23 protein-coding genes and 1 pseudogene are annotated in these 21,593 nt (G+C 67.6%); 8 read left to right on the top strand and 16 right to left on the bottom strand.

Annotated features, from left to right (window positions below; all coding sequences use genetic code 11):
* Nucleotides 1-109 precede the first annotated feature (109 nt).
* The 7 genes from ACWGCN_RS04740 to ACWGCN_RS04710 all read right to left on the bottom strand — a co-directional run bounded on the left by ACWGCN_RS04740 (nucleotide 110) and on the right by ACWGCN_RS04710 (nucleotide 6,510).
* The gene (locus ACWGCN_RS04740) at nucleotides 110-1,315 is read right to left on the bottom strand and encodes a GNAT family N-acetyltransferase (RefSeq protein ID WP_452457510.1); all 1,206 of its coding nucleotides are present in this window, start codon (nucleotides 1,313-1,315) and stop codon (nucleotides 110-112) included.
* A gap of 87 nt (nucleotides 1,316-1,402) precedes the next feature.
* The gene (locus ACWGCN_RS04735; protein ID WP_449962460.1) at nucleotides 1,403-2,014 is read right to left on the bottom strand and encodes a maltokinase N-terminal cap-like domain-containing protein; all 612 of its coding nucleotides are present in this window, start codon (nucleotides 2,012-2,014) and stop codon (nucleotides 1,403-1,405) included.
* Nucleotides 2,015-2,022: 8 nt separating this feature from the next.
* Nucleotides 2,023-3,471 carry a S8 family serine peptidase gene (locus tag ACWGCN_RS04730; RefSeq protein WP_452457511.1) on the bottom strand — a complete coding sequence of 483 codons (1,449 nt, stop codon included), beginning with the start codon at nucleotides 3,469-3,471 and terminating at the stop codon, nucleotides 2,023-2,025.
* Nucleotides 3,472-3,540: 69 nt separating this feature from the next.
* Nucleotides 3,541-3,813 carry a hypothetical protein gene (locus ACWGCN_RS04725; protein WP_378991692.1) on the bottom strand — a complete coding sequence of 91 codons (273 nt, stop codon included), beginning with the start codon at nucleotides 3,811-3,813 and terminating at the stop codon, nucleotides 3,541-3,543.
* Nucleotides 3,810-5,360, bottom strand: coding sequence for a radical SAM protein (locus tag ACWGCN_RS04720; protein WP_452457537.1), 1,551 nt, complete (start codon nucleotides 5,358-5,360; stop codon nucleotides 3,810-3,812). The genes ACWGCN_RS04725 and ACWGCN_RS04720 overlap by 4 nt, the downstream gene beginning before the upstream one ends.
* A 5-nt stretch (nucleotides 5,361-5,365) precedes the next feature.
* Nucleotides 5,366-5,758 carry a hypothetical protein gene (locus ACWGCN_RS04715; RefSeq protein ID WP_452457512.1) on the bottom strand — a complete coding sequence of 131 codons (393 nt, stop codon included), beginning with the start codon at nucleotides 5,756-5,758 and terminating at the stop codon, nucleotides 5,366-5,368.
* Nucleotides 5,755-6,510 (bottom strand): prolipoprotein diacylglyceryl transferase, encoded by a 756-nt coding sequence (locus ACWGCN_RS04710; RefSeq protein ID WP_452457513.1) that lies wholly within the window; start codon nucleotides 6,508-6,510, stop codon nucleotides 5,755-5,757. Before ACWGCN_RS04710 ends, ACWGCN_RS04715 begins: the two co-directional genes overlap by 4 nt.
* A gap of 232 nt (nucleotides 6,511-6,742) precedes the next feature.
* Between ACWGCN_RS04710 and ACWGCN_RS04705 the strand changes: the two genes are divergently transcribed.
* Nucleotides 6,743-8,455 (top strand): glycoside hydrolase domain-containing protein, encoded by a 1,713-nt coding sequence (locus tag ACWGCN_RS04705; RefSeq protein WP_452457514.1) that lies wholly within the window; start codon nucleotides 6,743-6,745, stop codon nucleotides 8,453-8,455.
* A 4-nt stretch (nucleotides 8,456-8,459) separates the two neighbouring features.
* On the opposite strand, the gene ACWGCN_RS04700 is transcribed toward ACWGCN_RS04705, so the two are convergent.
* Both ACWGCN_RS04700 and ACWGCN_RS04695 read right to left on the bottom strand, forming a co-directional pair.
* Complete coding sequence (locus tag ACWGCN_RS04700; RefSeq protein WP_378991687.1) at nucleotides 8,460-8,645, bottom strand: hypothetical protein; 186 nt, start codon at nucleotides 8,643-8,645, stop codon at nucleotides 8,460-8,462.
* A 49-nt stretch (nucleotides 8,646-8,694) separates the two neighbouring features.
* A complete protein-coding gene (locus ACWGCN_RS04695; RefSeq protein WP_452457515.1) occupies nucleotides 8,695-9,645 on the bottom strand; it encodes a hypothetical protein in 951 nt (316 codons plus the stop codon).
* 711 nt (nucleotides 9,646-10,356) lie between these two features.
* Between ACWGCN_RS04695 and ACWGCN_RS04690 the strand changes: the two genes are divergently transcribed.
* Entirely contained in the window at nucleotides 10,357-10,575 is a 219-nt protein-coding gene (locus ACWGCN_RS04690) for a hypothetical protein (RefSeq protein WP_379312095.1), read from the top strand.
* Between the two features lie 99 nt (nucleotides 10,576-10,674).
* Here ACWGCN_RS04690 and ACWGCN_RS04685 read toward each other — a convergent pair whose 3' ends face one another.
* Entirely contained in the window at nucleotides 10,675-12,144 is a 1,470-nt protein-coding gene (locus ACWGCN_RS04685) for an FUSC family protein (protein ID WP_452457516.1), read from the bottom strand.
* A gap of 65 nt (nucleotides 12,145-12,209) precedes the next feature.
* Here ACWGCN_RS04685 and ACWGCN_RS04680 point away from each other — a divergent pair.
* A pseudogene (locus tag ACWGCN_RS04680) lies at nucleotides 12,210-12,736 on the top strand (MarR family winged helix-turn-helix transcriptional regulator).
* Nucleotides 12,737-12,809: 73 nt separating this feature from the next.
* Here ACWGCN_RS04680 and ACWGCN_RS04675 read toward each other — a convergent pair.
* Together ACWGCN_RS04675 and ACWGCN_RS04670 are read right to left on the bottom strand one after the other, a co-directional pair.
* Complete coding sequence (locus tag ACWGCN_RS04675; protein WP_449962480.1) at nucleotides 12,810-13,154, bottom strand: DUF1330 domain-containing protein; 345 nt, start codon at nucleotides 13,152-13,154, stop codon at nucleotides 12,810-12,812.
* Between the two features lie 121 nt (nucleotides 13,155-13,275).
* On the bottom strand, nucleotides 13,276-14,727 hold the full coding sequence (locus tag ACWGCN_RS04670) for an amidase (protein WP_452457517.1): 1,452 nt from the start codon (nucleotides 14,725-14,727) through the stop codon (nucleotides 13,276-13,278).
* Between the two features lie 376 nt (nucleotides 14,728-15,103).
* Between ACWGCN_RS04670 and ACWGCN_RS04665 the strand changes: the two genes are divergently transcribed.
* Both ACWGCN_RS04665 and ACWGCN_RS04660 read left to right on the top strand, forming a co-directional pair.
* Nucleotides 15,104-15,385, top strand: a complete 282-nt coding sequence (locus ACWGCN_RS04665) for a hypothetical protein (protein WP_378991678.1) — start codon at nucleotides 15,104-15,106, stop codon at nucleotides 15,383-15,385.
* Nucleotides 15,386-15,571: 186 nt separating this feature from the next.
* Nucleotides 15,572-16,306, top strand: coding sequence for a ferritin-like domain-containing protein (locus ACWGCN_RS04660; protein ID WP_452457518.1), 735 nt, complete (start codon nucleotides 15,572-15,574; stop codon nucleotides 16,304-16,306).
* A gap of 1 nt (nucleotide 16,307) precedes the next feature.
* Here the strand turns inward: ACWGCN_RS04660 and ACWGCN_RS04655 are convergent, their stop codons facing one another.
* Both ACWGCN_RS04655 and ACWGCN_RS04650 read right to left on the bottom strand, forming a co-directional pair.
* Complete coding sequence (locus ACWGCN_RS04655) at nucleotides 16,308-17,480, bottom strand: macrolide family glycosyltransferase (protein ID WP_452457519.1); 1,173 nt, start codon at nucleotides 17,478-17,480, stop codon at nucleotides 16,308-16,310.
* Between the two features lie 5 nt (nucleotides 17,481-17,485).
* Complete coding sequence (locus tag ACWGCN_RS04650; protein ID WP_452451348.1) at nucleotides 17,486-18,094, bottom strand: CatB-related O-acetyltransferase; 609 nt, start codon at nucleotides 18,092-18,094, stop codon at nucleotides 17,486-17,488.
* A gap of 177 nt (nucleotides 18,095-18,271) precedes the next feature.
* Between ACWGCN_RS04650 and ACWGCN_RS04645 the strand changes: the two genes are divergently transcribed.
* Nucleotides 18,272-18,892, top strand: coding sequence for a TetR/AcrR family transcriptional regulator (locus ACWGCN_RS04645; protein WP_452457520.1), 621 nt, complete (start codon nucleotides 18,272-18,274; stop codon nucleotides 18,890-18,892).
* A 92-nt stretch (nucleotides 18,893-18,984) separates the two neighbouring features.
* On the opposite strand, the gene ACWGCN_RS04640 is transcribed toward ACWGCN_RS04645, so the two are convergent.
* On the bottom strand, nucleotides 18,985-19,629 hold the full coding sequence (locus ACWGCN_RS04640) for a DUF4097 family beta strand repeat-containing protein (RefSeq protein ID WP_452457521.1): 645 nt from the start codon (nucleotides 19,627-19,629) through the stop codon (nucleotides 18,985-18,987).
* 115 nt (nucleotides 19,630-19,744) lie between these two features.
* Nucleotides 19,745-20,263, bottom strand: a complete 519-nt coding sequence (locus ACWGCN_RS04635; RefSeq protein WP_378991671.1) for a pyridoxamine 5'-phosphate oxidase family protein — start codon at nucleotides 20,261-20,263, stop codon at nucleotides 19,745-19,747.
* Nucleotides 20,264-20,539: 276 nt separating this feature from the next.
* Between ACWGCN_RS04635 and ACWGCN_RS04630 the strand changes: the two genes are divergently transcribed.
* Together ACWGCN_RS04630 and ACWGCN_RS04625 are read left to right on the top strand one after the other, a co-directional pair.
* Nucleotides 20,540-21,427, top strand: a complete 888-nt coding sequence (locus tag ACWGCN_RS04630) for a sterol desaturase family protein (RefSeq protein ID WP_452457538.1) — start codon at nucleotides 20,540-20,542, stop codon at nucleotides 21,425-21,427.
* Nucleotides 21,424-21,585 (top strand): hypothetical protein, encoded by a 162-nt coding sequence (locus ACWGCN_RS04625; protein WP_452457522.1) that lies wholly within the window; start codon nucleotides 21,424-21,426, stop codon nucleotides 21,583-21,585. Before ACWGCN_RS04630 ends, ACWGCN_RS04625 begins: the two co-directional genes overlap by 4 nt.
* Nucleotides 21,586-21,593: the final 8 nt, after the last annotated feature.

The raw sequence follows: 21,593 nt of genomic DNA, 5'->3' as shown, positions 1-21,593 counted from the left end.
CCGGGCGCCACGCACCCGAACCGAAGAATCGACCTCGTGCGAATCCACAGCTACCCACCGTACTCCCGGGGGAGCAACCTTCGGGGCGAACGCGCCCGGTGCCGAGATATTAGAAGAACCACCCCAATTGCGGGGCACGGTCGGTGGTGAAGGCTTCGTCGAACGCACGCAATGCCTTCGGATCCTCGACGGCGATCCGGTGCGCGGCGGCGAACATGTTCGCGCGATGGGCACCGAAGTAGAGGGCGCCGAGAATATTGATATCGAAGCCGAGAGTCGCTGTCCGGGTGGTCGGCTCGCACTCGGCGACGCCGTCGCGGATCCGCAGGGCGAAATTCCCGCCGGCGTCGCGGAACGGATCGCGCACCGCCACGACGGTATCGAGGTCGGCGCGGTAGGCGCGGGCGGTCAAAGCGGCGGGGACATCCATGACCCGCGCCCACAGTGCGTCACCACGGTGGGTCATCTGCACGGTGCGCGGGTCGGTGAGCATGTAGGCGAGCGGATCGTCGTCGGCGATCTCGGCTTCCACGGTGTCGACGAGGTCCATACCGAGCAGCACCCGCCACAGCGCGGCGTGCGCGTCCGGGGTGACCGCACGCAATTCCCACACCGAGGCGATGTCACGGTTCTCGCGCCGCGAGCGCCGATACAGGGCATAGCCGTCGGCGTGCAGCAGGACGAACAGCGTCGTCGCACCGTGGCGGTGGCGTTCTATGTCGGCGAAGAACAGGTCCCACTTGGCATCCGGCCGAACCTGTGCCCCCGCCGTCACCTGCTGCCAGCGCTCGTAGATCTCGCGGATCCGCGGGGCGGCATCGTGCAGTGTCTCCAAGGTGACGCCACCGGGATCCGGTGTGGTGGAACGGAATTCGGCACGCCGCGGATCGATGGAGATCGCGGTGTCGAGGACGGCCACCTCGTAGCCGAACCGCCCGTAGATCGTGCCCTCGCTGGCGGTGAAGATCGTCAACGGCAACCCGTCGGCCTCGGTCCGAGCATGCTGGGCCCGGTACAACTCGCGCAGGATCCCCCGCCGCCGGTGCGTCGGCGCCACCGCGACCCCCGACACCCCACACGCGCGCACCGTCCGCTCCCCCGGCACCGTGATCGTCATCGTCCGATCCACCGTGTGCCCGACGATCCGGTCGCCCTCCACCGCGACCAGTGACCGTTCGACCGGAAAGACCGCTCCCCGGTATTCGTTCTCATCACTCCCGTACCGCATCCCGAACCCGGCCTCCTGCAACCCCGCGATCGCCGCGGAGTCCGCGGGAGTCGCCGTCCGAACGCACACGCTCTTCGCCGATGCCATGCTCGTACCCTGCCACGCCACCCCACCCCGGCACATCCGGTTTTCTCCCCGGCAGAGCACGTGTCGGTCCGTCCCGCACGGGCAGCGCTATGCCCAGTCGGTCACCACGCTGATCAACTCGACAACCGGGCCCAGCGCCGAGGGTGCGGCGACCGAACCGGCTCCGCCGACCCACAACGACACCGGCACCCGATGGAATCGCACGGCAGCGGACCCCCAGGGCACATCGGTGTGCGCGACGCCGTCCACAGCCAGGCCGAGGTTGCCGTCGGCCGACCCGGCCGGTGTCACAACGACCGTCGGGTCGGTCGTGTCGCTCAGACTCTGAGCCTGAGCGGTCGCGCGGCCGGTCAGCAGATCGATGACGGCGGCGATCGCGACCGGATCGCGGGTCGCGTCGTAGATCCAGCGCCGGCCGAGCACCCCGTGCTCGGCAGTGCCGATCAGCGCCGAGTCGCCGCCGTGCAGCGGTGCCCCGCGATAGGTCATCGGCACCTGATACAGCACCTGGTCGGCACCGGACCCGTCGACGAACAGCACGAATTCGATCCCGACCTCTCCGGCCGGGTCGTCGAGGCGGAAGCCACCGACTCTATCCAGGCACGGGGTCGTGCCCAGGTACCACTGCCGACTGGGCAACCACGCCGCGACGAGATCGCGCTTGGACGGGGTGACGGTGGTCTGATGGATCACTGCCATCGGGGGCCTCAGCCTTTCGCGGTCATGGCGCGCACGTCGGGCAGGGTGCCGATGCGCTGGGTGGTCGGACGGCCGGGGGCGGCGGTTTGGGGCGAGCCGGTGGTGCGGAGCAGGGTCCGGATCTGGTCGGGGGTCGCGCGGCCGGGGCCGGTGGTACGAATGCCCTGGTAGGCGGCGATGGCGCCGACGACGATCGGAGACGCGCTGGAGGTGCCGCTGAATTCGTCGGTGTACCAGAGGTCTTCGTCGGGACCGCCTTGCAGGTCGCCGTAGCCGGTGGTGGTGACTTCGCGGCCCCAGCCCTGGGTGTCGAGGCGGGCGCCGTGGTTGGAGAAGTCGAGGCGCGAGCGGGCGGGCCCGTGGTCGCGGCCGTGCAGGCCCGGCGGTGGGGCGCCCGCGCCGACCAGGATGGCACCGGAATCGGCGGGGCCCGCGCGAAACGGGTTGTGCCAGGTGGCGGGGAAGTCGCCGGGGCGGGTGTCGTAGACGGCGTCATCGAGGTTCTCACCGCCGTTGCCTGCCGCTTCCACGACGACGATGCCCCGGCTCACCGCGTAGCGGATGGCGGCGAGGTCGTCGGGCCACCATTCCACCGCGATGTAGCCGCGCTGATCGGGGGTGGCCTGGTAGTCGAATCGTGGTCCGGGGCGGTGCAGTTCGATGAGCACGATGTCGCCGGGATGCAGGGCGTCGGCCGCGGAGCGGATCGCGGCGGCCGAGCCGATGCCGAAAATCGAGATGGCCCTGATGTGGGCGTCGGGTGCGATTCCGGTGACGCCGAATTCGTTGAGGTCGCCACTGATCTCGCCGGCGACGGCGGTGCCGTGGTTGCGCCATCCCAGATCGGCGGAGGCGGTACCGCCGATGACTCCGCCCTGGTTCTGTCGCAGATCTTCGTGGGTGAACCGCCACGCACCCTCGACGTCGATCACCCGCACGCCGGTGCCGAGTCCGCCGGGCCTGCCATGGGCCCACACCGCGTCGATGCCGTGCGGTGCGGCGTCGAGATAGGCCTGTCTGACCCGGAAATCGGGTGTCACAGCGGGCGCTCGCGGTGCGACGATGTTCTCCGCGAGGGGTGCCAGCGGCGGTTCGGCCGCCGGCTTGACGTAGGCGGCGGCGACGGTGTCGTCCTCGCGCAGCCGGTGCGCGAGCTCTCCGAGGTCGCCCAGTTCACCGTGCACCGAGTAGTAGCTGAGGTACTCCCCCGCGACCGGCGCCTGCGGGGTGTCGGCAAGGCGGGCCGCGAGCCGGTTGTCCGGGCCGAAGATCGGTACCAAACGCGCGGTGGCCGGCAGGAGCTCGTCGACCCTGGTGCGCACGGACCGGTTCTCACGCAGCGCGATCGGCGTGATCTCCGGGCCGGTCGGCGTGGTGACGACGATCAGTTCGCCCGGCGGGACCGAGGGTGCGGGCACCCCGGGTCGGCGCTGCCTGCTGGATCGGGTGGAGGCCATGGCTACCAGTCAACCGTGCCCCGCGCCCGCCCGCTACCGTTCTGCCACACCGGCTTTGGCGACACGCCGCTACCACACCGCGGCGACGGCCCCGATCACGGCGATCGCCCCGACATACCCCAGCACCAGCCGGGTATCGCGCAACCAGCATCGACTGCGTTTCAACCCCGCCCGCCACGCCCGCCAGTATCCGGCGAACGCGAGCGCACCGAACCCGACCACCGCCCACGGCCCCACCAACCACGTCAGCAACGCCACCGTCGCGACCACACACAAGGTCAACGGGTCGTGCGGTTGCTGCCCGCGCATCGCCTCCTCGTAGTAGACCCCGCGTTCGCTCACCGCACCTCCACCGGCAACAACGCCCGCCCCGCCGGTGCCGCCGCCGACAACCGCTGCCGCGACAATGCTGGCCAGGCCTGCACCGCGCAGAACGGCGCGCACTGATCGGCATCGGCACGGGTCCCCACGTGCACGCAGCACTGGGTGAGCCGTTCCTCGATCATCGTCGAGATATCCATGAACGGTTTCACCGTGATCCGCACAACGCGTTCCCCGAGCAGTGTGCGCAACCGTTGACGCCGCCCCGGCAACGCCGACGACGCCAGCGTGAGCAGCGTCGACATCCCCAGATCGCAGTTCTCGCAGATGTTGCGCCACACCCGCCCGATCTCCGGATGCGACAGCGACGATTGCTCCGAGAGCAATCCCAGCAACGATTCCTGGACCGCTACCCGCAGTTCGGCGGGCAGCGCCGAGTCCGCGATCCGGTTGGACACCAGTCCCAGCTGCTGCTTCAGTCTGTCGTGTCCGATCAGCGAGACCAGCGACCGCCATTCACCCGCGTCGTCACGCAGCAGGTAGCCCACGGAGCAGCAGTGTGGATGCGAGCACGGCAGTGCGGTGAGGTCACGCCAGGTCACCAATCCGTCGGTCTGGGGGCCGAGCCGGGCCAGCACACCGGTGTGGGTGAGCCGGTCCATCGGGTCGATCGTTCCCGAACGCCCGGACCCGAATTGCGGTTGGATCGAGACCCCGCCGACGAACGGTGTGTCCATCGCGGTGCGCAGGACCGCGCCGATCTCGTCGTCGTTCACACCCAGGGCCACGGTCATCACCAAGGTGGTGAAGACGGCGTTCGACGACAGCCGTCGCAGTGCCTGCTGTTTGCGGACACGCAGGTCACCGCCACGGTGATGGCGGGAGGCCTGCGCGGTTTCCCCGTCGTATTGCAGATACACCTCGACCCGGTCGCGATGGGCACGCAGCAGCGCCAGCAGTTCGTCGTCGCCGGCGATGCGCAGACCGTTGGTGTTGAGCAGGATCCGGGTGATCGGCCGTGCGGTCAATTCGGTCAGCAGCCGCGCCAACTGTGGATGCAGAGTCGGTTCGCCGCCGCTGAGCATCAGTACGTCCAAGCGCCCGTTCTCGCGGGCAAGGCGCTGATCGACATTGGCCAGCACGTCCTCGACCGACACCACCCCGCGCAGTTCGGGCGAGGAGTCGGCGAAACAGGTGGGGCAGCGCAGGTTACAGCTGTCGATGATGTCTTCGAGCAAGATGCAGGTGTGCTGGGTCTGCATCTCGGGCAGCCCCCGCAGATACGCCGAGGGCACCGGGTCGAAATTGCCCACGGTGTCGGGCAGGTGCGCTTTGGTCGGAGCGGTCCATTCTTCGAGGTAGGCCAGGATTTCGGGGTCCTCGTCGTAGAGGGTGCGCACCATGCCGTGGGTTCGACACCCTCGTTCGAGAAAGACCTTCCCGTCGCGTTCGGCGAGCCACCCCGACAGTCTCGCGACGTCGGGCAGCGCGGTGTCGGGGTGTTCGTCGTGGCAGCGGGGACAGAACGCGGTCACGTAGCGCAGGATCCGATCGCCCCGCAACGGCATCCCGGTCATCGCGCCATCCCGAACATGCCCGTGTACAGCTCCGGGTTGATGGCCGTGCACAAACCCGCCGTGCACACCGTGACCAGCGACCACCCGATCATCAGCCCCATCCCGAACCCTTTGGGCGCGGGCCGTTTGCGCCGGATCAACAGCCAGCCACCCCCGAATGCCGCTGCCGCGCTGACCACCGCGGTCAGCCCGAACAGCGCTTTGGTCGCGGCGTCGTCATCGAGAGAGGCGACGACCATGAACACGAAGAATCCCGCCATCGCGTTCGCCACGATGAACGCCATCGCCCCCGCCAACGCCGCGACCTGACCGCCCTGGCCCGGCGGTTTCCCGCCTTGCTGCGGCGGTGGGGGCGGCATGTTCGGTGGTGGGCCAGGAGGAAAGTTCATGCCACGACCTTTCGTCGAAGTACACCGTCGTAGTTCCCGCGCCGGCGGCCGATGCTCCAGCGCACCGCGACCAGGACCAGTCCCGGCAGCAGGAACCATTGCGGGCGCGTCAGATCCAGCCATACCGTGTCGTTGGCGCGGGTGAACTCGACCAGGAACCGGAAGATCGCGTACGCCCCGACGTAGAGGGTGAACAGCTCACCCGGCGTGCTGATCCGGTCTCGCAACCACCACAGTGCGCCGAAAGCGGCCAACTGGAACACGATTTCGTAGAGAAAGCTCGGATGCATCGCGACACCGGCCACGCATCCCGGGCACTGCGGCACCGTCGCGGGAGCGTGGATCGCCCATGGCAGGTTCGTCGGCCGTCCCGGTGCCTCGGTGAGCAAGCAGCCGACGCGCCCCATCGCCATGCCCAGCGCCACCGCGGGTGCGAACAGGTCACCGGTCCGTTCCCGATATCCGATGATCTTTTTCGCGATCAACACGCCCACATATGCGCCGAACAATCCGCCGAGCACGCTGCGCGCACCGAACATCCAGCTCTCGTACGGATCGAGGGTCTCGACCAGACTCGACAACCGCATGCCGATCGCCCCGCCGACCAGTGCCCCGGTGACCGCGACCAGGGACTCTTCGCGCAGCGCGTCGCGGCGCCTGCACTCGGACACGAACACCACCGCGGCCACGGCGACACCGAGCGCGACGAAGAACCCGTGCGTCGGGATCCCCCACATCAGCTGCGCCACCATGGCGAAAGGTTAGCGGGCCCACGGGCGGGCACGCGTGAGTGAAACTACTCCCGAATTCGGGTACTACCCTGTTCGTTGGTGAACGCCGGTGCAGGAGTGAGTGTTTCGTTTAGAATGATGCACGGTGAGATCCTCACCCCCGGTGCCGCTCCTCGGGTACCAGCGTCAATCATCGCGATAGTTCCACCATCTCGGAATTCCATCGGATACGCAGCCATACAGGGGGTCAATCATGTCTACAGCTGTCGATTTCGCGGCCAGGCTCATCGAACCGCGGGCGATCGTCGCGGCGGGCCATTCAGCGGTTCTCGCCTACATCTCACCGAGCAGGCCGGGTGCGAACTTCGGTGCCAAACCGATCACCGCCGACTACGCTCGCGCGCTCACCGCCGCCGGGCTCGACATCGTCTCCATCTGGCAGTACGGCAAACCCGGCGACGCGACCCCCTCGGACTGGACTACCGGTTTCGAGGGCGGTCGCCGGATGGCCGAACAGGCGTCGGCCACCCACCTGAGCGTGGGCGCGCCTGAACACGCACCGATCTTCTTCGCCGTCGACGAGGACATCTCGCTGTCGCAGTGGAACAGCACGGCCGTGGAGTTCTTCCGGGGCGTGAACTCGGTACTGGGGACCGCCTGGACCGGGATCTACGGGCATTCGCGAGTGTGTGCGTGGGCGATCGAGGACGGGGTGGTCGGCGCACGCGGGGAATTCAGCTGGGCATGGCAGACGCGGGCCTGGTCGGGTACCGAACGGGAACCACGCGCGGTGCTCTACCAGCGGGTGATCGACACCCCGAGCAACCCCGGACCGATTATCGACGGCACCCGCGTCGACGTCAACGACATCCTCGCCCCCGACTTCGGGCAGTGGGCGCTCGACCGTTCGGTATCGATACCTCAGTTCACCGAGATCGACCGGCTCGGACCCTCGCACTCCCCGCGCGAAGGGGCTCGCATCACCAATTTCCTGTTGCACACCCAAGAGGGCAACGGCACCGCCGAATCCCTTGCCGCCTACCTCAACAACCCCGCCAACGGGGTGTCCTACCACTACACACTGCGCGACGCGGTGGTGGTGCGCGTGGTGCCCGAGGAGCTCGCGTCCTGGTCGGTGCTCTCGGCGAACCCGTTCACGGTGAATCTGTGCTTCGCGGGCAGCCGGATCGCATGGTCGCGGCAACAGTGGCTGGCCATCGACGGCGACCTGCGGATCGCGGCGTTCCTCGCTGTCCGCAGCGCGCACCGGCACGGGTACTCGACCGAGGTGATCGAGCCGGATTACCACGTCGGCGACGGGATCTCCGACCATCAGTACGTCACGAGGGCACTGGGCATCGGCTCGCATACCGATGTGGGCCCGAACTTCCCGTGGGATGTGTTCGCCGCCCACGTCGCCTCGTTCGCCGACGGGACCGGACCGAACGCGATCGATGTCCGTGCCGCCGCGTCCCCGTGGTTGGGCGCGCGGCGCACCGACGGTGAACTCAGCACACCGGACGGGGTGGGACGTTTCGCCGAATTCGAGCACGGCTACGTGTACTGGCATCCGAGCACCGATGCCCACGCCGTCCCCACCGCGGTCATGGACAAGTACGCGGAGTTGGAGTGGGAGACAGGCCCCTTGGGCTATCCGACGGCCGAGCACACCGAACTGCCCGATCGGCGCGGGTCCGGCCCCGGGCTGGCGCAAGCGTTTCAGGGCGGCATGGTCTACCGGCGCGCCGGCCAACCCGCGTACTGGGTGCACGGTGCGATCGGTGCGCGGTGGGCGGCGGCCGGGTACGAGAACGGCGAGCTCGGCTGGCCGGCCTCCGACGAGACCGCCCACGACGACGGGGTCTACCAGGCGTTCGAGTTCGGCCGGATCTACTGGGTGCCCGAACAGATCGTCGCGCTGCGAAATTCCGGCGAACCCGACACTCCGCTGCCCCGGCCCGCGTGAGAGGTCAGGCCAGCAGGATCGCGAGGGTGGTGGCACCGGCGCCCAGTAGCAGTGCCACCACCACCAGGATCGCGATCAGTCGCGTCCGTGAGGTCGGTCCGGTGTAGGTTTCGTCGGCGTTCAGCATGTCGTCGATGTCGATGGCGGCGAACTCACGCGTCGATTCGAGAGGGCCGGGCTGCTCGGTCATGTGCGTGACGCTAGTCCAGGTCACTGCTCGCCGCCCCCGATACCCCCGCTCATGTTTGCGGTAGCGGGGTGCGGGTGGTGGCGAGGAGTTCGTCGAGCTGCGCTTCGGCGCGTTCGGCACGGGCCAGCGTTTGTTTGCGGGCGTCGTCGAGCGCGGCCCACCGTTCGGCGGCTTCGGTGCGCACCTGCTCGAGTGCGGCTGCCGCTTCGTCGCGGCGCTGCTGGGTTTCGGCGGTGGTGGTACGGCGCAGCTCGGCGAGTTCGGTACGGGTGCGGTCGAGTTCACCGCGCGCGGTGTCGAGTTCGGTGCGGGCCCGGCGCCACTCCTCGCGTGCTTCGGCGGCGGCCTCCACGCGTTCGGCGGTGGCTTGTTCGGCGCGTTCGGTGGCACGGTCGGCGTCGGCGGCCCGCTGGATCGCCAGGTCCCGTTCGGCGTTCGCGGCGGCGATCCGGGCCTCGGCGTCGCGGCGCTGGTGCGCGACCTCGGTGTCGGCGCGCTGTTGGGCGCGGGCCACGGTGTCGTCGGCTTCTTGTCGCGCCGCGTCGATGTCGTCGGCTGCTTGTTGGTGTGCCGCACGTACTTGTGCCTCGGCGTCACTGCGTGCGGCGAACACATCTTCGGAGGCTTGTCGGGTGAGCGCGTCGACCGAGGCCACGACTTCGTCCCTGGCCGCGAGCGCTTCCCCCACCGCCTGTTCGGCGTGTTCCGCGGCCGCCACCGCCTCTTCGGCCACTGATTCCGCCAGTGCGCGTGCCTCTTCGGCCTCGCGCCGCGCTTGTTCGGCCGCCACTGTCGCCATCTCCGCCTCGGCGATCCGGCGAGCCGCGTCGGCTTGGACCGCCTGGACCTGCGCCTCGGCCACCGACGGATCCCCGATTGTCTGCAGCTCGGCGACCGCTGCATTCAGCGTGGTCCCCAGCTGCTCGGCCAGTCCCCGGAATTGCCCGAGCAGCTCGTCGGCTCGCAGACGCGCCACCGTCACCGGCCCCTGAGCCGTCACAGTGACGGTAGGGGCCGCACTCTCGGACTCCTGTTGCTGCCGTTGCCTTTCCCGCCACGCCCGCCACCGCGTGTGGTCGGGGTGATCGCAGTACTCGGAGGGACGACCCGGCCCACCGGCGCGGGTAATGGGACGGGCACAGCCCGGATAGTTGCATACGCTCGACACGGGTGAATCGTAGCGTTGGTTTCGTCGATACGTTACGTATTACACGAAACGAAATCCGTGTCGCCCCTTCGCGAGTCAGATCCGGCGATGCCCAGTCTGACCTCCGATAAGTGAACATTATCGGTGGTCAGGATCTGAGATCGTTTCGAATGACCTTGAATGATTTACGTTTCCGTTTGGTCGCAGACAACGAAACGTAATAGCTACGGAACTCATGAAAAACTGTGCTCGCCTGTACGGGCGTACCAATGACCGATTCACTCTGAGCTCACGGCCGATTCAGCGACTGCACGAAACCCGCGCCCCGGAAATCAGATGCTCACCCTTGCCAGTCGACATAGCGTCACCCGATGGTCCGCCGCCCAAGGCAGCACACGGTTTCGAAGCTCAGGACGCCCCTGGGCGGGAGACGACCGCGCCTGTTGATGGCAGCGGTCTCCCCCGTGACTGCCACTATCTTTCGATATGCGCTGGCCGTGCCCGCACTGTGACTGCTCGCGCAGGGAACGTCGTCGGGACGGTCCACTGTCTCGGCGGCCGGTCATGGTCGCGGCGACGGCCGGGGTGCTGTTCGCCGCTGACGGGCTGAGCAGCACAGTGAATGCCGCCGTCCTCATGCTGGTCCCGGTCGGCACGCTGGGGTCGGCGGTGCTCTTCCTCGATGAGAACCCCACGCAGCTTCGACTATTCGGATGCGTCGTGATGCTTGCCGCCGCCTACACCGCGGCGACTCGGGGCGACCACCGTCGATCGCTTGGTTGATCGGAGCCGGTGTCCGGCAGCGGGCTGCTCACCTCCGATCTCGCGTTGCCGGAACGGAGCACTCGGGCCGTCGCCCGCGCTGTGCTCACCGCGCCGATCTCACGGACGAACGCGGGTGGCGCCTTGCTTCACGTCGGTGGCCGAGGAGGTGTGGAGATGCTGCAGATCCGAGCGGCTGATCGTCACGGCCGCGATGACGACGCCGACCGTGACGCCGATCAGGGTGTCCACGATCCGGCTGACGCCGATCTCGGGCGAGAGGTGCACCCCGAGGCCGACCATCAGCAACGCCATCGGCGTGACCGCCAGTGAGGTGAGCGCGTAGCTGCGTGCGGCCATCACTTCGGCGCTCACCTGGAAGACCACGATCACCACTGCGGTCGCCCAGTACCCCAGGCCCGCCGCGATCAGCAGCGCCCCGATGACCGCGCCGCCGACATTGCCGAGCAGTCGCTGGATTCCACGCTGCACGGTCATCGCGTACGAGACACCCTGCATCGCGGCCATCGCACCCATCGACGCCCACAGCGGATGGGTGAGCCCGGCGGCCGCCGCGAACCACCCCGCGCAGGCCGAGGCGAGCGCGATGCGCGCCGCGTTGCCGAGGACCGCGCGTGAGCGCAGTCCGGACAGGCCCGTCGCCAGGAACCCCTCGGGACGCGGCAGCGCGGACGCCCCGACTTCGGCGCCACGGTCGAAAATGATGCTGCGCCGCTTGATCTTGCGCAGTTCTGCCTCGTGCCCGACCACGTCGAGCAGTCGCGTTCGGTCCCCCGCTGTCCAGTCGTCGACCGCGGCCTCCGCCTCGTCGAGCAAGGCGATCAGGTCACGGTGGTGTCTGGCATCCCCGCCCCGAACACCGCTGAGCGCCACCTTCTCTCGAGCGTGCGCGATCGCGACGCGGGCCGGTTCGACGGACCCACCGCGATCGAGAGTGGCGACAGTCGAGAGCGCCCGGGCGACGGCCAGCCGGGCGGGCCCCAGGGGCAGCACCAGCAGTGGCACCGTCTGCGCGAGCAGTCCCACCGCGGCGCCGATCGCCGCGGCCGAGCACACGCGGACGACATCGCCGGGGGCGCTGACATATCCGATCGCCGCGGTGGCCGCGAAGACGAGGATCACCGGGCCGGGACCGGTGATCCGGAATGCCGATACCGACATCGCCGCAACCGCGGCACCGACCGACATCAACGCGACCTCGGCCCACATCGGCACGTGCGCGAGGGCGAGCAGCCCACCTCCTGCGACGAAAGCGACAACCAGCACACCGACGAGCGTCACCTTGGCAGCGACCCGAACCATCGGCTCGTGCCGGGCAAAAGCGGAGGCCAGTGCACCGAGTACCGCGAAGCCGACGTACTGCCGCAGATCGAACAGGCCACAGCCGACGAAGACCAGCGCTGCGGCAACGCCGACGCGCAACGAGGCCGCCACGGTCGCGTCGGCAGGCCGCACTTCGAGCGCGCGCCGCCAGGTGGATGCGGAGACCGAGTGCGCCAACGCGCCACGGGAGTGTCGCAGCCGGGTGGCGGTGGGCGGGTTGTGTAGGTCGGAAGTCGCGGCAGGCACGCTGCCATCCTAAATGTATTTTACTAGTAAAGTATATCTGAAATAGTGTGAGACCGATCGCTAGGATGAGTACATGGCCGACACCTCCCCCGACTTCGTCGACGGCGTTCGAGCCGAATGGGCCGAGACCTATCCCGAGGTGGACACCTCCACGATCGAGGTGATCGGGCGGATCAACCGGATCAGTTCGCTGACGCTGCACCAGCTCGACCGGGCACTCGCGCCGAGGGGCGTCAACCGCGGCGAATTCGACATCCTGTGCGCCCTGGCCCGCACCGGCCGCCCACTGCGCGCCAGCGAGGTGACCGCGAGGACCATGACCAGCGGCGCTTCGACCACCAAGCACGCCGACCGGCTGACCAAGATCGGACTGGTCGAACGGCTGCCGTTCGAGCGCGACGGCCGGGTGGTGCTGCTGCAGCTGACCGCGGCCGGGCGCGATCTCGTCGACACCGAACTGCCCAGCCGCGTAGCACGCGACCATCGGCTGCTGGAGGGACTCGATGAGCAAGAGCGGCAGACGCTCGCGACCCTGCTCCGCCGGGTATCGCGCAACACCGACGCGGCCGCCTGGCCGGCCCCCGGATCCTGAGCCTTCCCGGCGGCCTTGGCCGTCACAGCTGCGCACCGCGTCGGAGGGTGATCACACCGGGACTGCTCGGACCTCAGCCGCTCAGCGCGGCACGCATGGCCTCGGCGGTGGTGGCGGGATCGTAGTCCTCGGCGACCCCGCCGACCAGGATGATGTCGCCCTCGATGTGCCGCGAGCGCAACGGCGCGATCTCCTGGTACGCCGGTGAGTCCCACCAGGCGCGCGCCTGGTCGATCCCCGGGAAGCCGATCATCACGATGCCCCCGCTCCAGCTGCCTTCCTTCACTTCGTGTGGCGTCACGTGCACGAGAAAGCGGCCTCCGTACGGCTCGAAGGTGGCGGGAATGCGCTCGATGTAGTCGGCGATGTCCGCGTGCAGCGGGGCGTCCTGCAATCTGGCGATGGCGTAGGCGGTCATGATTCTCCTCGGCTCCGTTGCGGCTCGATGCTCGAAATCGCGTTGTCGTCACCAAGTTAGGTGGCCGACAGCGATCCGGAATCTGTCGTCTATAGGTACTGAGGAGACAGCCGCCACGGCTCTACTGCGGCGCCTGGAAGCCGCCGATCTTCTGTTCGAGCAGTTCGGCAAGCCGCAGTGGGGTGCGGTCCTCGAACTGCGGGCCGATCAGCTGCACCCCGACCGGTAGGCCCTCGGGTGAGCGTCCCGCCGGGATGGCGGTGGCGGGCAAGCCGGGCATCGTGGCAACACCGGCCCAGACAAGCTGGTCGAGATACGGGTAATCCACACCGTCGATATCGAGCCGGCGGCCCAGCAGGTCGGGGTCGTGATCGTGGGCGAACGCGGGCGTGGGCGTGATCGGGCACACGACGGCATCGAATTCGGTGAACAGTCGCCGCCAGCCGGCGCGGTGGAGTTCGCGACTGTTGTTCGCTTCGAGCCAGTCGCGGTGGCTGAACACCAGCGCGCGTTGGCGCACCGCGACGAGACTGCGATCGTCGACGCTCAGCTGTGCGACTCGGGTCCGTAGTTGCTCGTAGGCGTCGACGGGAAAACGTGCGCCCGCGCCGGCGAACAGCAACTGCATGTAGACCGTCGCGGCTTCGGCGAGATCCGGCAGCAGGGAACTGTGTCGTGCCACGCGGGCGCCACTGTCGACCAGCGCGTCGGCCACCCGGTTCACACCTGCGCGCACCGCGGATCCGGTCGGGATGAGCGGATGCTCGTCGAGGATCAGGACACGGAAGTCGGCGAGTCGCTCATGGCGCGAAGGCGGTAGTGCCAGGTCGTATGCCACACCGTTCGTCAGCGGGTCCGGTCCCGCCATGACGTCGAGGAGCAGGGTGAGGTCGCGAGCCGTACGCGCCATCGGACCGACGACCGCGAGGTCGAGATCGGTCGGCAATGCCGTCGCGGGCGGTGCGACCATGCCGCGGCTCGCGGCCAGCCCGAGTGTCGGCTTGTGTGCGTAGACGCCGCAGAAATGCGCAGGAGTGCGCAGAGAACCGCCGATGTCGGACCCGATGGACAGCGCACCGAATCCGGACGCCAATGCCGCCGCGGACCCGCCGGAGGATCCACCGGGGGTGCGAGCGTGATCCCACGGGTTGTTGGTGGTGCCGTAGATCTCGTTGAAGCTCTGCACGTCCTGCAGTCCCAGCGGCACATTGGTCTTGCCGAGCACCACCGCGCCCGCAGCGGCGAGCCGCGACACCTGCACCGCGTCCGCGGGCGGAGAGTAGTTCGCGAATTGCGGCATGCCCCAGGTCGTGGGAAGCCCGGCGATGTTGTAGGACTCTTTGACCGTCACCGGAATTCCGAGCAGTGCGCTGTCGGCACCGCGGGCGCGTGCCTGGTCGGCACGGTGTGCGGCCTGCCTCGCACGGTCGAAATCACGCACACAGATCGCATTGATCGCCGTGTCGTCACGCTCGATACGGCCGATTGCCTCCTCGGTCAATTCTACCGATGACACCGCACCCGCCCGCAGCGCGGAGACGAGTTGTTCGGCCGATTGAAAGCTCCACTCCATGAATCCGACCGTACCGAGCTGTCGTGGGCTCTCGCTCTCGCTGCGCGCGCCCCTGTCCGCCAGATATGGCCAACGGTTCACCCGCACTGAGGAATTCGCGTCCAGGTTGTGCCGACCACAGAGAATCATCCCAGTTCACAGCACCGACGCCACAGGGCACAGGCGCACGTCGGCCACGAAATACCGCTACGCACAACGCGAGGGATGTCTCACTGCGCATCTCGACGATCGAGGTTTTCGACAGTGGGTGTCCTGGGTAGTTCGTTCAAGGCAGTCGCCCCGCCCACACCGGATGGACCGCGCTGCCGCGGTGCCGACGGTCGTCCGCCGACTGATCGGGCACCGGAATTTCGCCGAATCAACTGCCAGGAGAAAAATGCGTTCTGTCACAGCCGGTGCCGTCGCGGTAGCCGTCGCCGCCACCATCGCCTGCCTCGCCGGGCCGGCCAATGCCGTCGACAACCCCGCGGAGCCCAACGAGATCATCACCATCGACCTCAATCTGCTCGGGTGCTCCATCGGTGCCGGGCTCGGTGGCGAACTCGCCGCCGCGTTCACCGGAGCTACGACGGGCTCGGCCACCGGATCGAGCAGCAGCGTCGACACCGGCTTCGCCTCCCGCCTGCGTGCGGCCGGCTGCTTGCCGTCCTGGAAGTAGCCAGACGAACACCGACGCCGAGTCACCGGGACGCTGTCCTGCTGGTGACTCGGCATCGGTCTCGTACAGGGTCCGCTGGCGGCCGACTCCCGCTTCGGGTACGACTGGAGGCGAGCAGAGGGGGAAGCTGTGCGGGAGTCGAAAAGCGCGACATCAGCGATCGGTCACGGGGCAGGTGGGCGAAGAGTGCGTTCCACCGAGGAATGGCTCGCCTACTTCCAGCAGAATGCGCTCCAGCAGCGTGAGGTTCCGTGGCAATCGAACGGGGTCGGGGCATCTCCCGCCGAGATGGCACCCCTTCGCCGGTCGCTGCAGGCCTGGCAGCTCGGCGAAACATCGGATGGACAGCATCTGGCGGCGTCCGCTGACCGATTTGCCACTGCCACCGACGATCCCGCGTATCGCGAGATCATCGACCTGTTCATCCGTGAGGAGCAACGCCACGGCGCGCTGCTGGGCCGGATCTTGGACGATGCGGGCATCCCACGGCGACACGCTGATTGGGGCGACACACTCTTTCGCAGACTTCGGTACAGCATCACCGACATCGAGGTCTGGACCACCCCCGTGGTCATGGTCGAAGTTCTGGCGATGGTCTATTACAACGCGATCCGTCGGGCTACCGGCTCACCGGTCCTGCGTGCGGTCTGCGCCCAGATCCTCGCCGACGAAGTGCCCCATGTGCGGTTGCAATGTGAGCGACTCGCGGTGCTGCTGCACAACCGCTCCCGCACCCGCTACCGCTGCACCATGCTTGTCCACCGTGTCCTGTTCCTCGCAGTGATGCTCCTGGTGTGGGTCGGTCACCATCGCGCGCTGCGCGCCGGCGGGTACACATGGACGCACTACCGCCGGGCTGCCTACACCACGATGAACCGAGCATGGCGACGCATGGATCCGCAACGCTACGTCTGGACCTGATTCAGCCCAGCAGCTTTTCGATCAGGTCGGCCGCGCGCATCGTCCCGCCTTCGGCGTGTGCGTCGGCGCGCAGCCGAGCGCAGCGGCGAGCGAGGTCCGGGTCTGTGACCATGTCGTGCAGAGCCTGGCGGAGGTTCGCGGCGGTGGCGTCCGCGGTGTCGATGCGGCGCGCAACCCCCAGTTCCACGAGCCGGTCCGCGTTCATGAACTGCTCGGCGCCCTGGGGCACGGCGATCATCGGGACACCCGCCAGCAGTCCCTCGCCGCAGCCGCCCATGCCGGCGTGGGTGACGAAGGCGTCCGCGCGTTCCAGGATCGCCCGCTGGGGAACCCAGGAGTGCACTTCGACATTGGCGGCGATGTCGCCGAGCTCGCTCGGGTCGGTGTGTTTGCCGATCTGCAGAACGACGTGCCAGCCGGGGAGGTCGCCGAAGGCTTGGAGGCACTGGCGGTAGAACTCGGGTCGGCGGGTGTATGCCGAGCCCAGGGAGATCAGCAGGACCTTCTCGGCGTGGGCGGGGCGGTCCCAGCCCGCTGACGGGCGGGTGTCGAAGCAGGGGCCGACGAAAGTCACTGTGCCGGAATCGACTCGGTCGGCGTGCGGTTGCATCGCTCGGGGAATCAGCGCCAGCGCCTGGTCGGGCACGCCGGAGAAGTCGTCGACATCGGTGGTCGCGGCACCGCAGCCGGCGAGCCAGCGTGCGAATTTCGCCTGGTAGGCGTCGGCGCCCGGCAGCTGCCGCAACGGTGCCGCGACTTCGTGTTCGTAGCCCGTCCACGCCACGAAAGTGGGCGAGAGCTGGATCATGCGGCGGTGTTGGGTTTCGGCGAGGGCGCGTCCGGCGTAGGCGCCGATGTCGTAGAGATAGAGGTCCGCGGGGTCGTGGTCGTAGGCCGCGCGTAGCTGAGGCAGCGCGAGCTGGGCATTGTCGAGGAACAGGTTCATCACCGCGACAGGGTCTTCGGGCCAGGTGTTGTCGGCCACCGGCAGCATCGAGGTGCACGCGATCAGCTCCGCGCCGGCTTCGGTGATCAGGTCCGCGACGGCCGGGTCGTTGGCGTAGGTGACGCGATGGCCACGAGCCACCAGCTCACGGATCACTTCCAGGCTCGGCAGGACATGGCTGACGATGGGGATGCCGATCATCGCGATATGGGCTGGACGAGAAAGCATTTCGCTCACTTCGAGGATTCGGCGGCGGCTTCGAGGTCGTCGATGCTGCCGGACATGATCGTCGGCACGTGTGCGGTGATGTGCTCGGCGGGCCAGTCCCACCACGCGACTGCCAGCAGGCGGGCGATGTCGCGGTCGCCGAAGCGGGTTCGGATCAGGCGGGCGGGATTTCCGCCGACGATGCCGTAGTCGGGGACGTCGCCGGTGACGACGGACCCGGTGCTGATGATGGCGCCGTGGCCGATCCGCACGCCGGGCATCACCGTCGCGCCGTTGCCGAACCAGACGTCGTTGCCCACAACGGTGTCACCTCGCCCCGGCAGGCCGGTGAGCAGGTCGAAGTGGTCCGACCAGGAACCGCCCATGGTGGGAAACGGGAAAGTCGACGGGCCGTCCATGCGGTGGTTGGCCCCGTTCATGATGAACCGCGTTCCGGTGCCCAGGGCGCAGAACTTCCCGATGATCAGTTTCTCCGGGCCGTAGTGGTAGAGGACGTTGCGGGTTTCGAAGGCGGTCGGGTCGTCGGGATCGTCGTAGTAGGAGTACTCGCCGACTTCGATGAGCGGTGAGGTGATCAGCGGCTTCAACAGAACGACTCGCGGCTGCTCGGGCATGGGGTGCAGCACGGTCGGGTCGGCGGGAACAGGCGAGTGATCGTGCTGCACAGCGGAACTCCTTCGGCGCGTGGGCTATCCGGTGGAGGCCGAACACCTACGGCTTCCTAATACGACAACTGTCGCACTAAGCTACGACGGTAGTACTTGTCCCGTCAAGCGATCGGATTGCCGACAATGAGATCTGCATCGGATGCTTCCGAACCCCCTTCCCCGGCACGCTCGCGTCCCGGTGGCCGAACCGCCCGCATCCGAACCCAAGTGCTCGACGCCGTCACCGCCGAGCTGGCCGAACACGGCTACGACGCGCTCAGCATGGACGCGGTCGCGGCCCGCGCGAACGTCCACCGCGCCACGGTGTATCGCCGCTGGCACGACGTCGGCGGCCTGCTCGCCGACCTCTTCGACGCGGCGGGCGGCCGGCAATGGCACCCCCGCGACACCGGCTCCCTACGCGGTGACCTCGCCGCACTCAACCACGAGATCCAGGATTCGTTCACCGAGGAGCCCTCGCTCGCGATGGCGCTGATCGCCGCCTCGTTCCGATCCGAGGAAGCCGCCCGAGCACTGCGTCGCCTCTGGGATGACCGCTACACCCAGTCCGAGATCATCGTCGAGCGCGCGATCGGTCGCGGCGAGCTGCCATCCGAGGTCGACGCACGAGCCCTCCTGATCGCCGCGACCGCACCGATCTACCACCACCTGGTCCTGTTACGCACCCCACCCGGTCCTCGTCTGCCCGACCTCGCGGCGACCAGCGCCGCCCTCGCAGCAGACGCGGGCGCATTCACCCGATGACCCCTCCCACCGATTGGGGACGCGGTCACTGCGAGGACGGCGAGGTGGCACGCGAACGGCTACGGGTGCACCAGCTTCGAGACCCCCCGGGTCTATACGAGCGTTCCGTGGCCGACGGTGACGTTGCCGTACAGGTTGCGCGCGAAGACCTGGACGGCCTCTCCGTTCCCCGTCGACTGATCGACGGGTTCCATCCGGTTCTGCACACTGCCGTGCAGGGCGTTGACCTCCAGCCGCGCCGCGCTACCCGGCCGGATGCCGACCTCGAGATCGCCCATCGAGGTCTCCAGTCGCAGCACCCCCCGCGCGGCCTCGTCGACGCGGATGTTGCCCTTGGCGGTCTTCGCGCTGACCGAACCGCTCGGGCGTTCGACCGCGATGTCACCGGCGGACACTTCGAGATCGCACCGGTCGAATTCGCCGACGCTCACCAGTCGACCCATCGCGAGGGTCGCGTCGAGGGCGGAGCCGATCGGCACCTCGACGGTCACCGAGACCGACGGGTTGCCACCGAACGGGGTGAAGGACTTCCATTTCTTCGGAGCCTCGACCGTGAGCTTGCCGTCGGCGAACTCGACCCGAAGCTGTTCGGCGGCACGGACATCAGCCTTGCTGGCGGTATCGACCGGGCGGACCTCGACCACAGTGTCGGCGCGATCGGAGGCGACCACGGTGACGTCACCACAGGGCACATCGACGGCGACGGCGACCGGCTGCGGCGTCTGGAAAGTAGGCATCTGTACTCCTAGGCTACGAAGGTTGTACGTAGATGTATACGTACATTGCGTGCTCTCACTATAAGTAGATGTATACGTATAGCGCAAGCGCGAGTTTTCGCCTGTGCACAGACGATCAGGGAGCGAGCCTCGCGACATCGGGCGCGTAGACCGTCATCCAGTGTGGACGCAGGCGGTAGTAGACCACCTCGTTGTCCCAGTCGAAGGCGTCGCCGCCGTAGAAATCCTGGAAGTACGCCAGCAGTTCCGGCCAGCCCGTGCCGGGTTCGCCGCCCAGCGGGTTGAGGATCTCGACCGTGCCGTGGGTGAACACGCCCAAGTTCTCACCGCGCAAGTGTGCGACGCTGGCAGCGGGCCTGGCCGCGAGGTGGCGCGCCTTCGCGGCAGTGCGCGCCGTGCCGAAGTGCCAGTGTCCGTGCAGGAAATGTCCGTCTACCGCGCTGATCCGAGGTTCACCCTTCGCCGTCACGGTGGACAGCGCGAGGGTGCACATGCCGGTGAGGGTCTGGGTGAGTTCCGCTGCGGTCAGCGTGTTCTCGGCGTCGATGATCGATCGCAAGTGTGATGTGGCGCTGGTGAGCGAGGCGTCGAGAAGCGCCTGAAGTGCTGCGAGATCTTCTGGAGTTTCACGCAAGGCGGTCCCTTATCTGTGGATGGTGCGGCAACGGACGATTCCCATCCTCGACCACAACCTTGACATCTTGTGTCAGGTTTCCGTCCGATCTTCGCCGCCCGACAGGCAGATCGAGGTTGCCCGGCGAGGGCGTGCATCAACGTCTTCGCGTCGGGGAGTCGGTCGAGGTCCAGCTCCTGGCGGCAGTGGCGAGACGACCGTTGGACGGGCGTTGACAGTGAATTTACTATTTTGTAAATTACTCATACGTCAATAGGAGGAGTCGGCTTGCTGTCCGTGTTCTGGGACCACATCAACAACCCTTTGATCTACGCAGTTCCGTTCTTTCTCGTCTTCATCGCCATCGAAGCGCTGAGTCTGCGCCACGCGGACGCCGAGGACACACCGCGGGCCTACTCGCCCATCGACTCGCGCACCAGCATCACGATGGGTTTCGGTGCGATGGGCGCGATGGCACTGTTCAAGCTCGCGACGCTGTTCGTATTCGTGATCCTCTACGCCGAGCTGGCGCCGTGGAAGTTGCCCACCGGCTCCTGGTGGTACTGGCCGCTGTTGCTGGTGGTCGTCGATATCGCCTGGTACTGCAATCACCGGTTCTCTCACCGTGTCCGCATCGGCTGGGCCGCGCATCAGGCACATCACTCGAGTGAGTACTTCAACCTCGGCACCGCCCTGCGACAGAAGTGGAACCCCTGGTCGGAGGCGATCTTCTGGGCGCCGCTACCCCTGCTGGGCTTCGCACCGTGGACGATCTATGTGGCCTTCGCCTTCAACCTGATATACCAGTTCTTCACCCACACCGAGACGATCGACAAGATGTGGCGCCCGCTCGAATTCGTGTTCAACACCCCGTCCCACCATCGCGTCCATCACGGCAGCGACCCCGAATACCTGGACCGCAACTACGGCGGCATCCTGATCATCTGGGACCGCATGTTCGGCACCTTCCAGGCGGAACTGCACACTCCCACCTACGGTCTCACCACCCCGGTCGGCACCTACAACGTGCTGCGCCTGCAGTACCACGAGTACGCCAACATCGTCCGCGACGTTCGCCGTGCGAGCCGGTGGCGTGACCGGCTCGGCTACGTCTTCGCGCCGCCCGGGTGGCAACCGGCTACGCGGAAACCCGTGGTGGGTGTCGCGAAGAAGCAGGCGGCATGAATTCCGTCGACGCCGCAGCCCTCGTTCTCCGGCTCACCCTCGGCACCGTCGTCCTCGCTCACGGCATCAATCACGCCTGGGGTGACGGCAAGCTGACCGGCACGGCGGGTCGGTTGATCATCTGGTCGGCATCGCGATGGACGGCACAGCACCGCTGATGATCTCG

The organism is Nocardia sp. NPDC055050 (assembly GCF_053608345.1).
The sequence above is the reverse complement of the archived record's forward strand: the minus strand, read 5'-3'. Positions and strand labels throughout refer to the sequence as shown.

Coding starts and splice junctions, on each gene's coding strand:
- ACWGCN_RS04740 (WP_452457510.1), bottom strand. CDS start 1,315: ATGGCATCGGCGAAGAGCGTGTGCGTTCGGACGGCGACTCCCGCGGAC.
- ACWGCN_RS04735 (WP_449962460.1), bottom strand. CDS start 2,014: ATGGCAGTGATCCATCAGACCACCGTCACCCCGTCCAAGCGCGATCTC.
- ACWGCN_RS04730 (WP_452457511.1), bottom strand. CDS start 3,471: ATGGCCTCCACCCGATCCAGCAGGCAGCGCCGACCCGGGGTGCCCGCA.
- ACWGCN_RS04720 (WP_452457537.1), bottom strand. CDS start 5,360: ATGCCGTTGCGGGGCGATCGGATCCTGCGCTACGTGACCGCGTTCTGT.
- ACWGCN_RS04715 (WP_452457512.1), bottom strand. CDS start 5,758: ATGAACTTTCCTCCTGGCCCACCACCGAACATGCCGCCCCCACCGCCG.
- ACWGCN_RS04710 (WP_452457513.1), bottom strand. CDS start 6,510: ATGGTGGCGCAGCTGATGTGGGGGATCCCGACGCACGGGTTCTTCGTC.
- ACWGCN_RS04705 (WP_452457514.1), top strand. CDS start 6,743: ATGTCTACAGCTGTCGATTTCGCGGCCAGGCTCATCGAACCGCGGGCG.
- ACWGCN_RS04700 (WP_378991687.1), bottom strand. CDS start 8,645: ATGACCGAGCAGCCCGGCCCTCTCGAATCGACGCGTGAGTTCGCCGCC.
- ACWGCN_RS04690 (WP_379312095.1), top strand. CDS start 10,357: ATGGTCGCGGCGACGGCCGGGGTGCTGTTCGCCGCTGACGGGCTGAGC.
- ACWGCN_RS04675 (WP_449962480.1), bottom strand. CDS start 13,154: ATGACCGCCTACGCCATCGCCAGATTGCAGGACGCCCCGCTGCACGCG.
- ACWGCN_RS04670 (WP_452457517.1), bottom strand. CDS start 14,727: ATGGAGTGGAGCTTTCAATCGGCCGAACAACTCGTCTCCGCGCTGCGG.
- ACWGCN_RS04665 (WP_378991678.1), top strand. CDS start 15,104: ATGCGTTCTGTCACAGCCGGTGCCGTCGCGGTAGCCGTCGCCGCCACC.
- ACWGCN_RS04655 (WP_452457519.1), bottom strand. CDS start 17,480: ATGCTTTCTCGTCCAGCCCATATCGCGATGATCGGCATCCCCATCGTC.
- ACWGCN_RS04650 (WP_452451348.1), bottom strand. CDS start 18,094: ATGCCCGAGCAGCCGCGAGTCGTTCTGTTGAAGCCGCTGATCACCTCA.
- ACWGCN_RS04645 (WP_452457520.1), top strand. CDS start 18,272: ATGAGATCTGCATCGGATGCTTCCGAACCCCCTTCCCCGGCACGCTCG.
- ACWGCN_RS04640 (WP_452457521.1), bottom strand. CDS start 19,629: ATGCCTACTTTCCAGACGCCGCAGCCGGTCGCCGTCGCCGTCGATGTG.
- ACWGCN_RS04625 (WP_452457522.1), top strand. CDS start 21,424: ATGAATTCCGTCGACGCCGCAGCCCTCGTTCTCCGGCTCACCCTCGGC.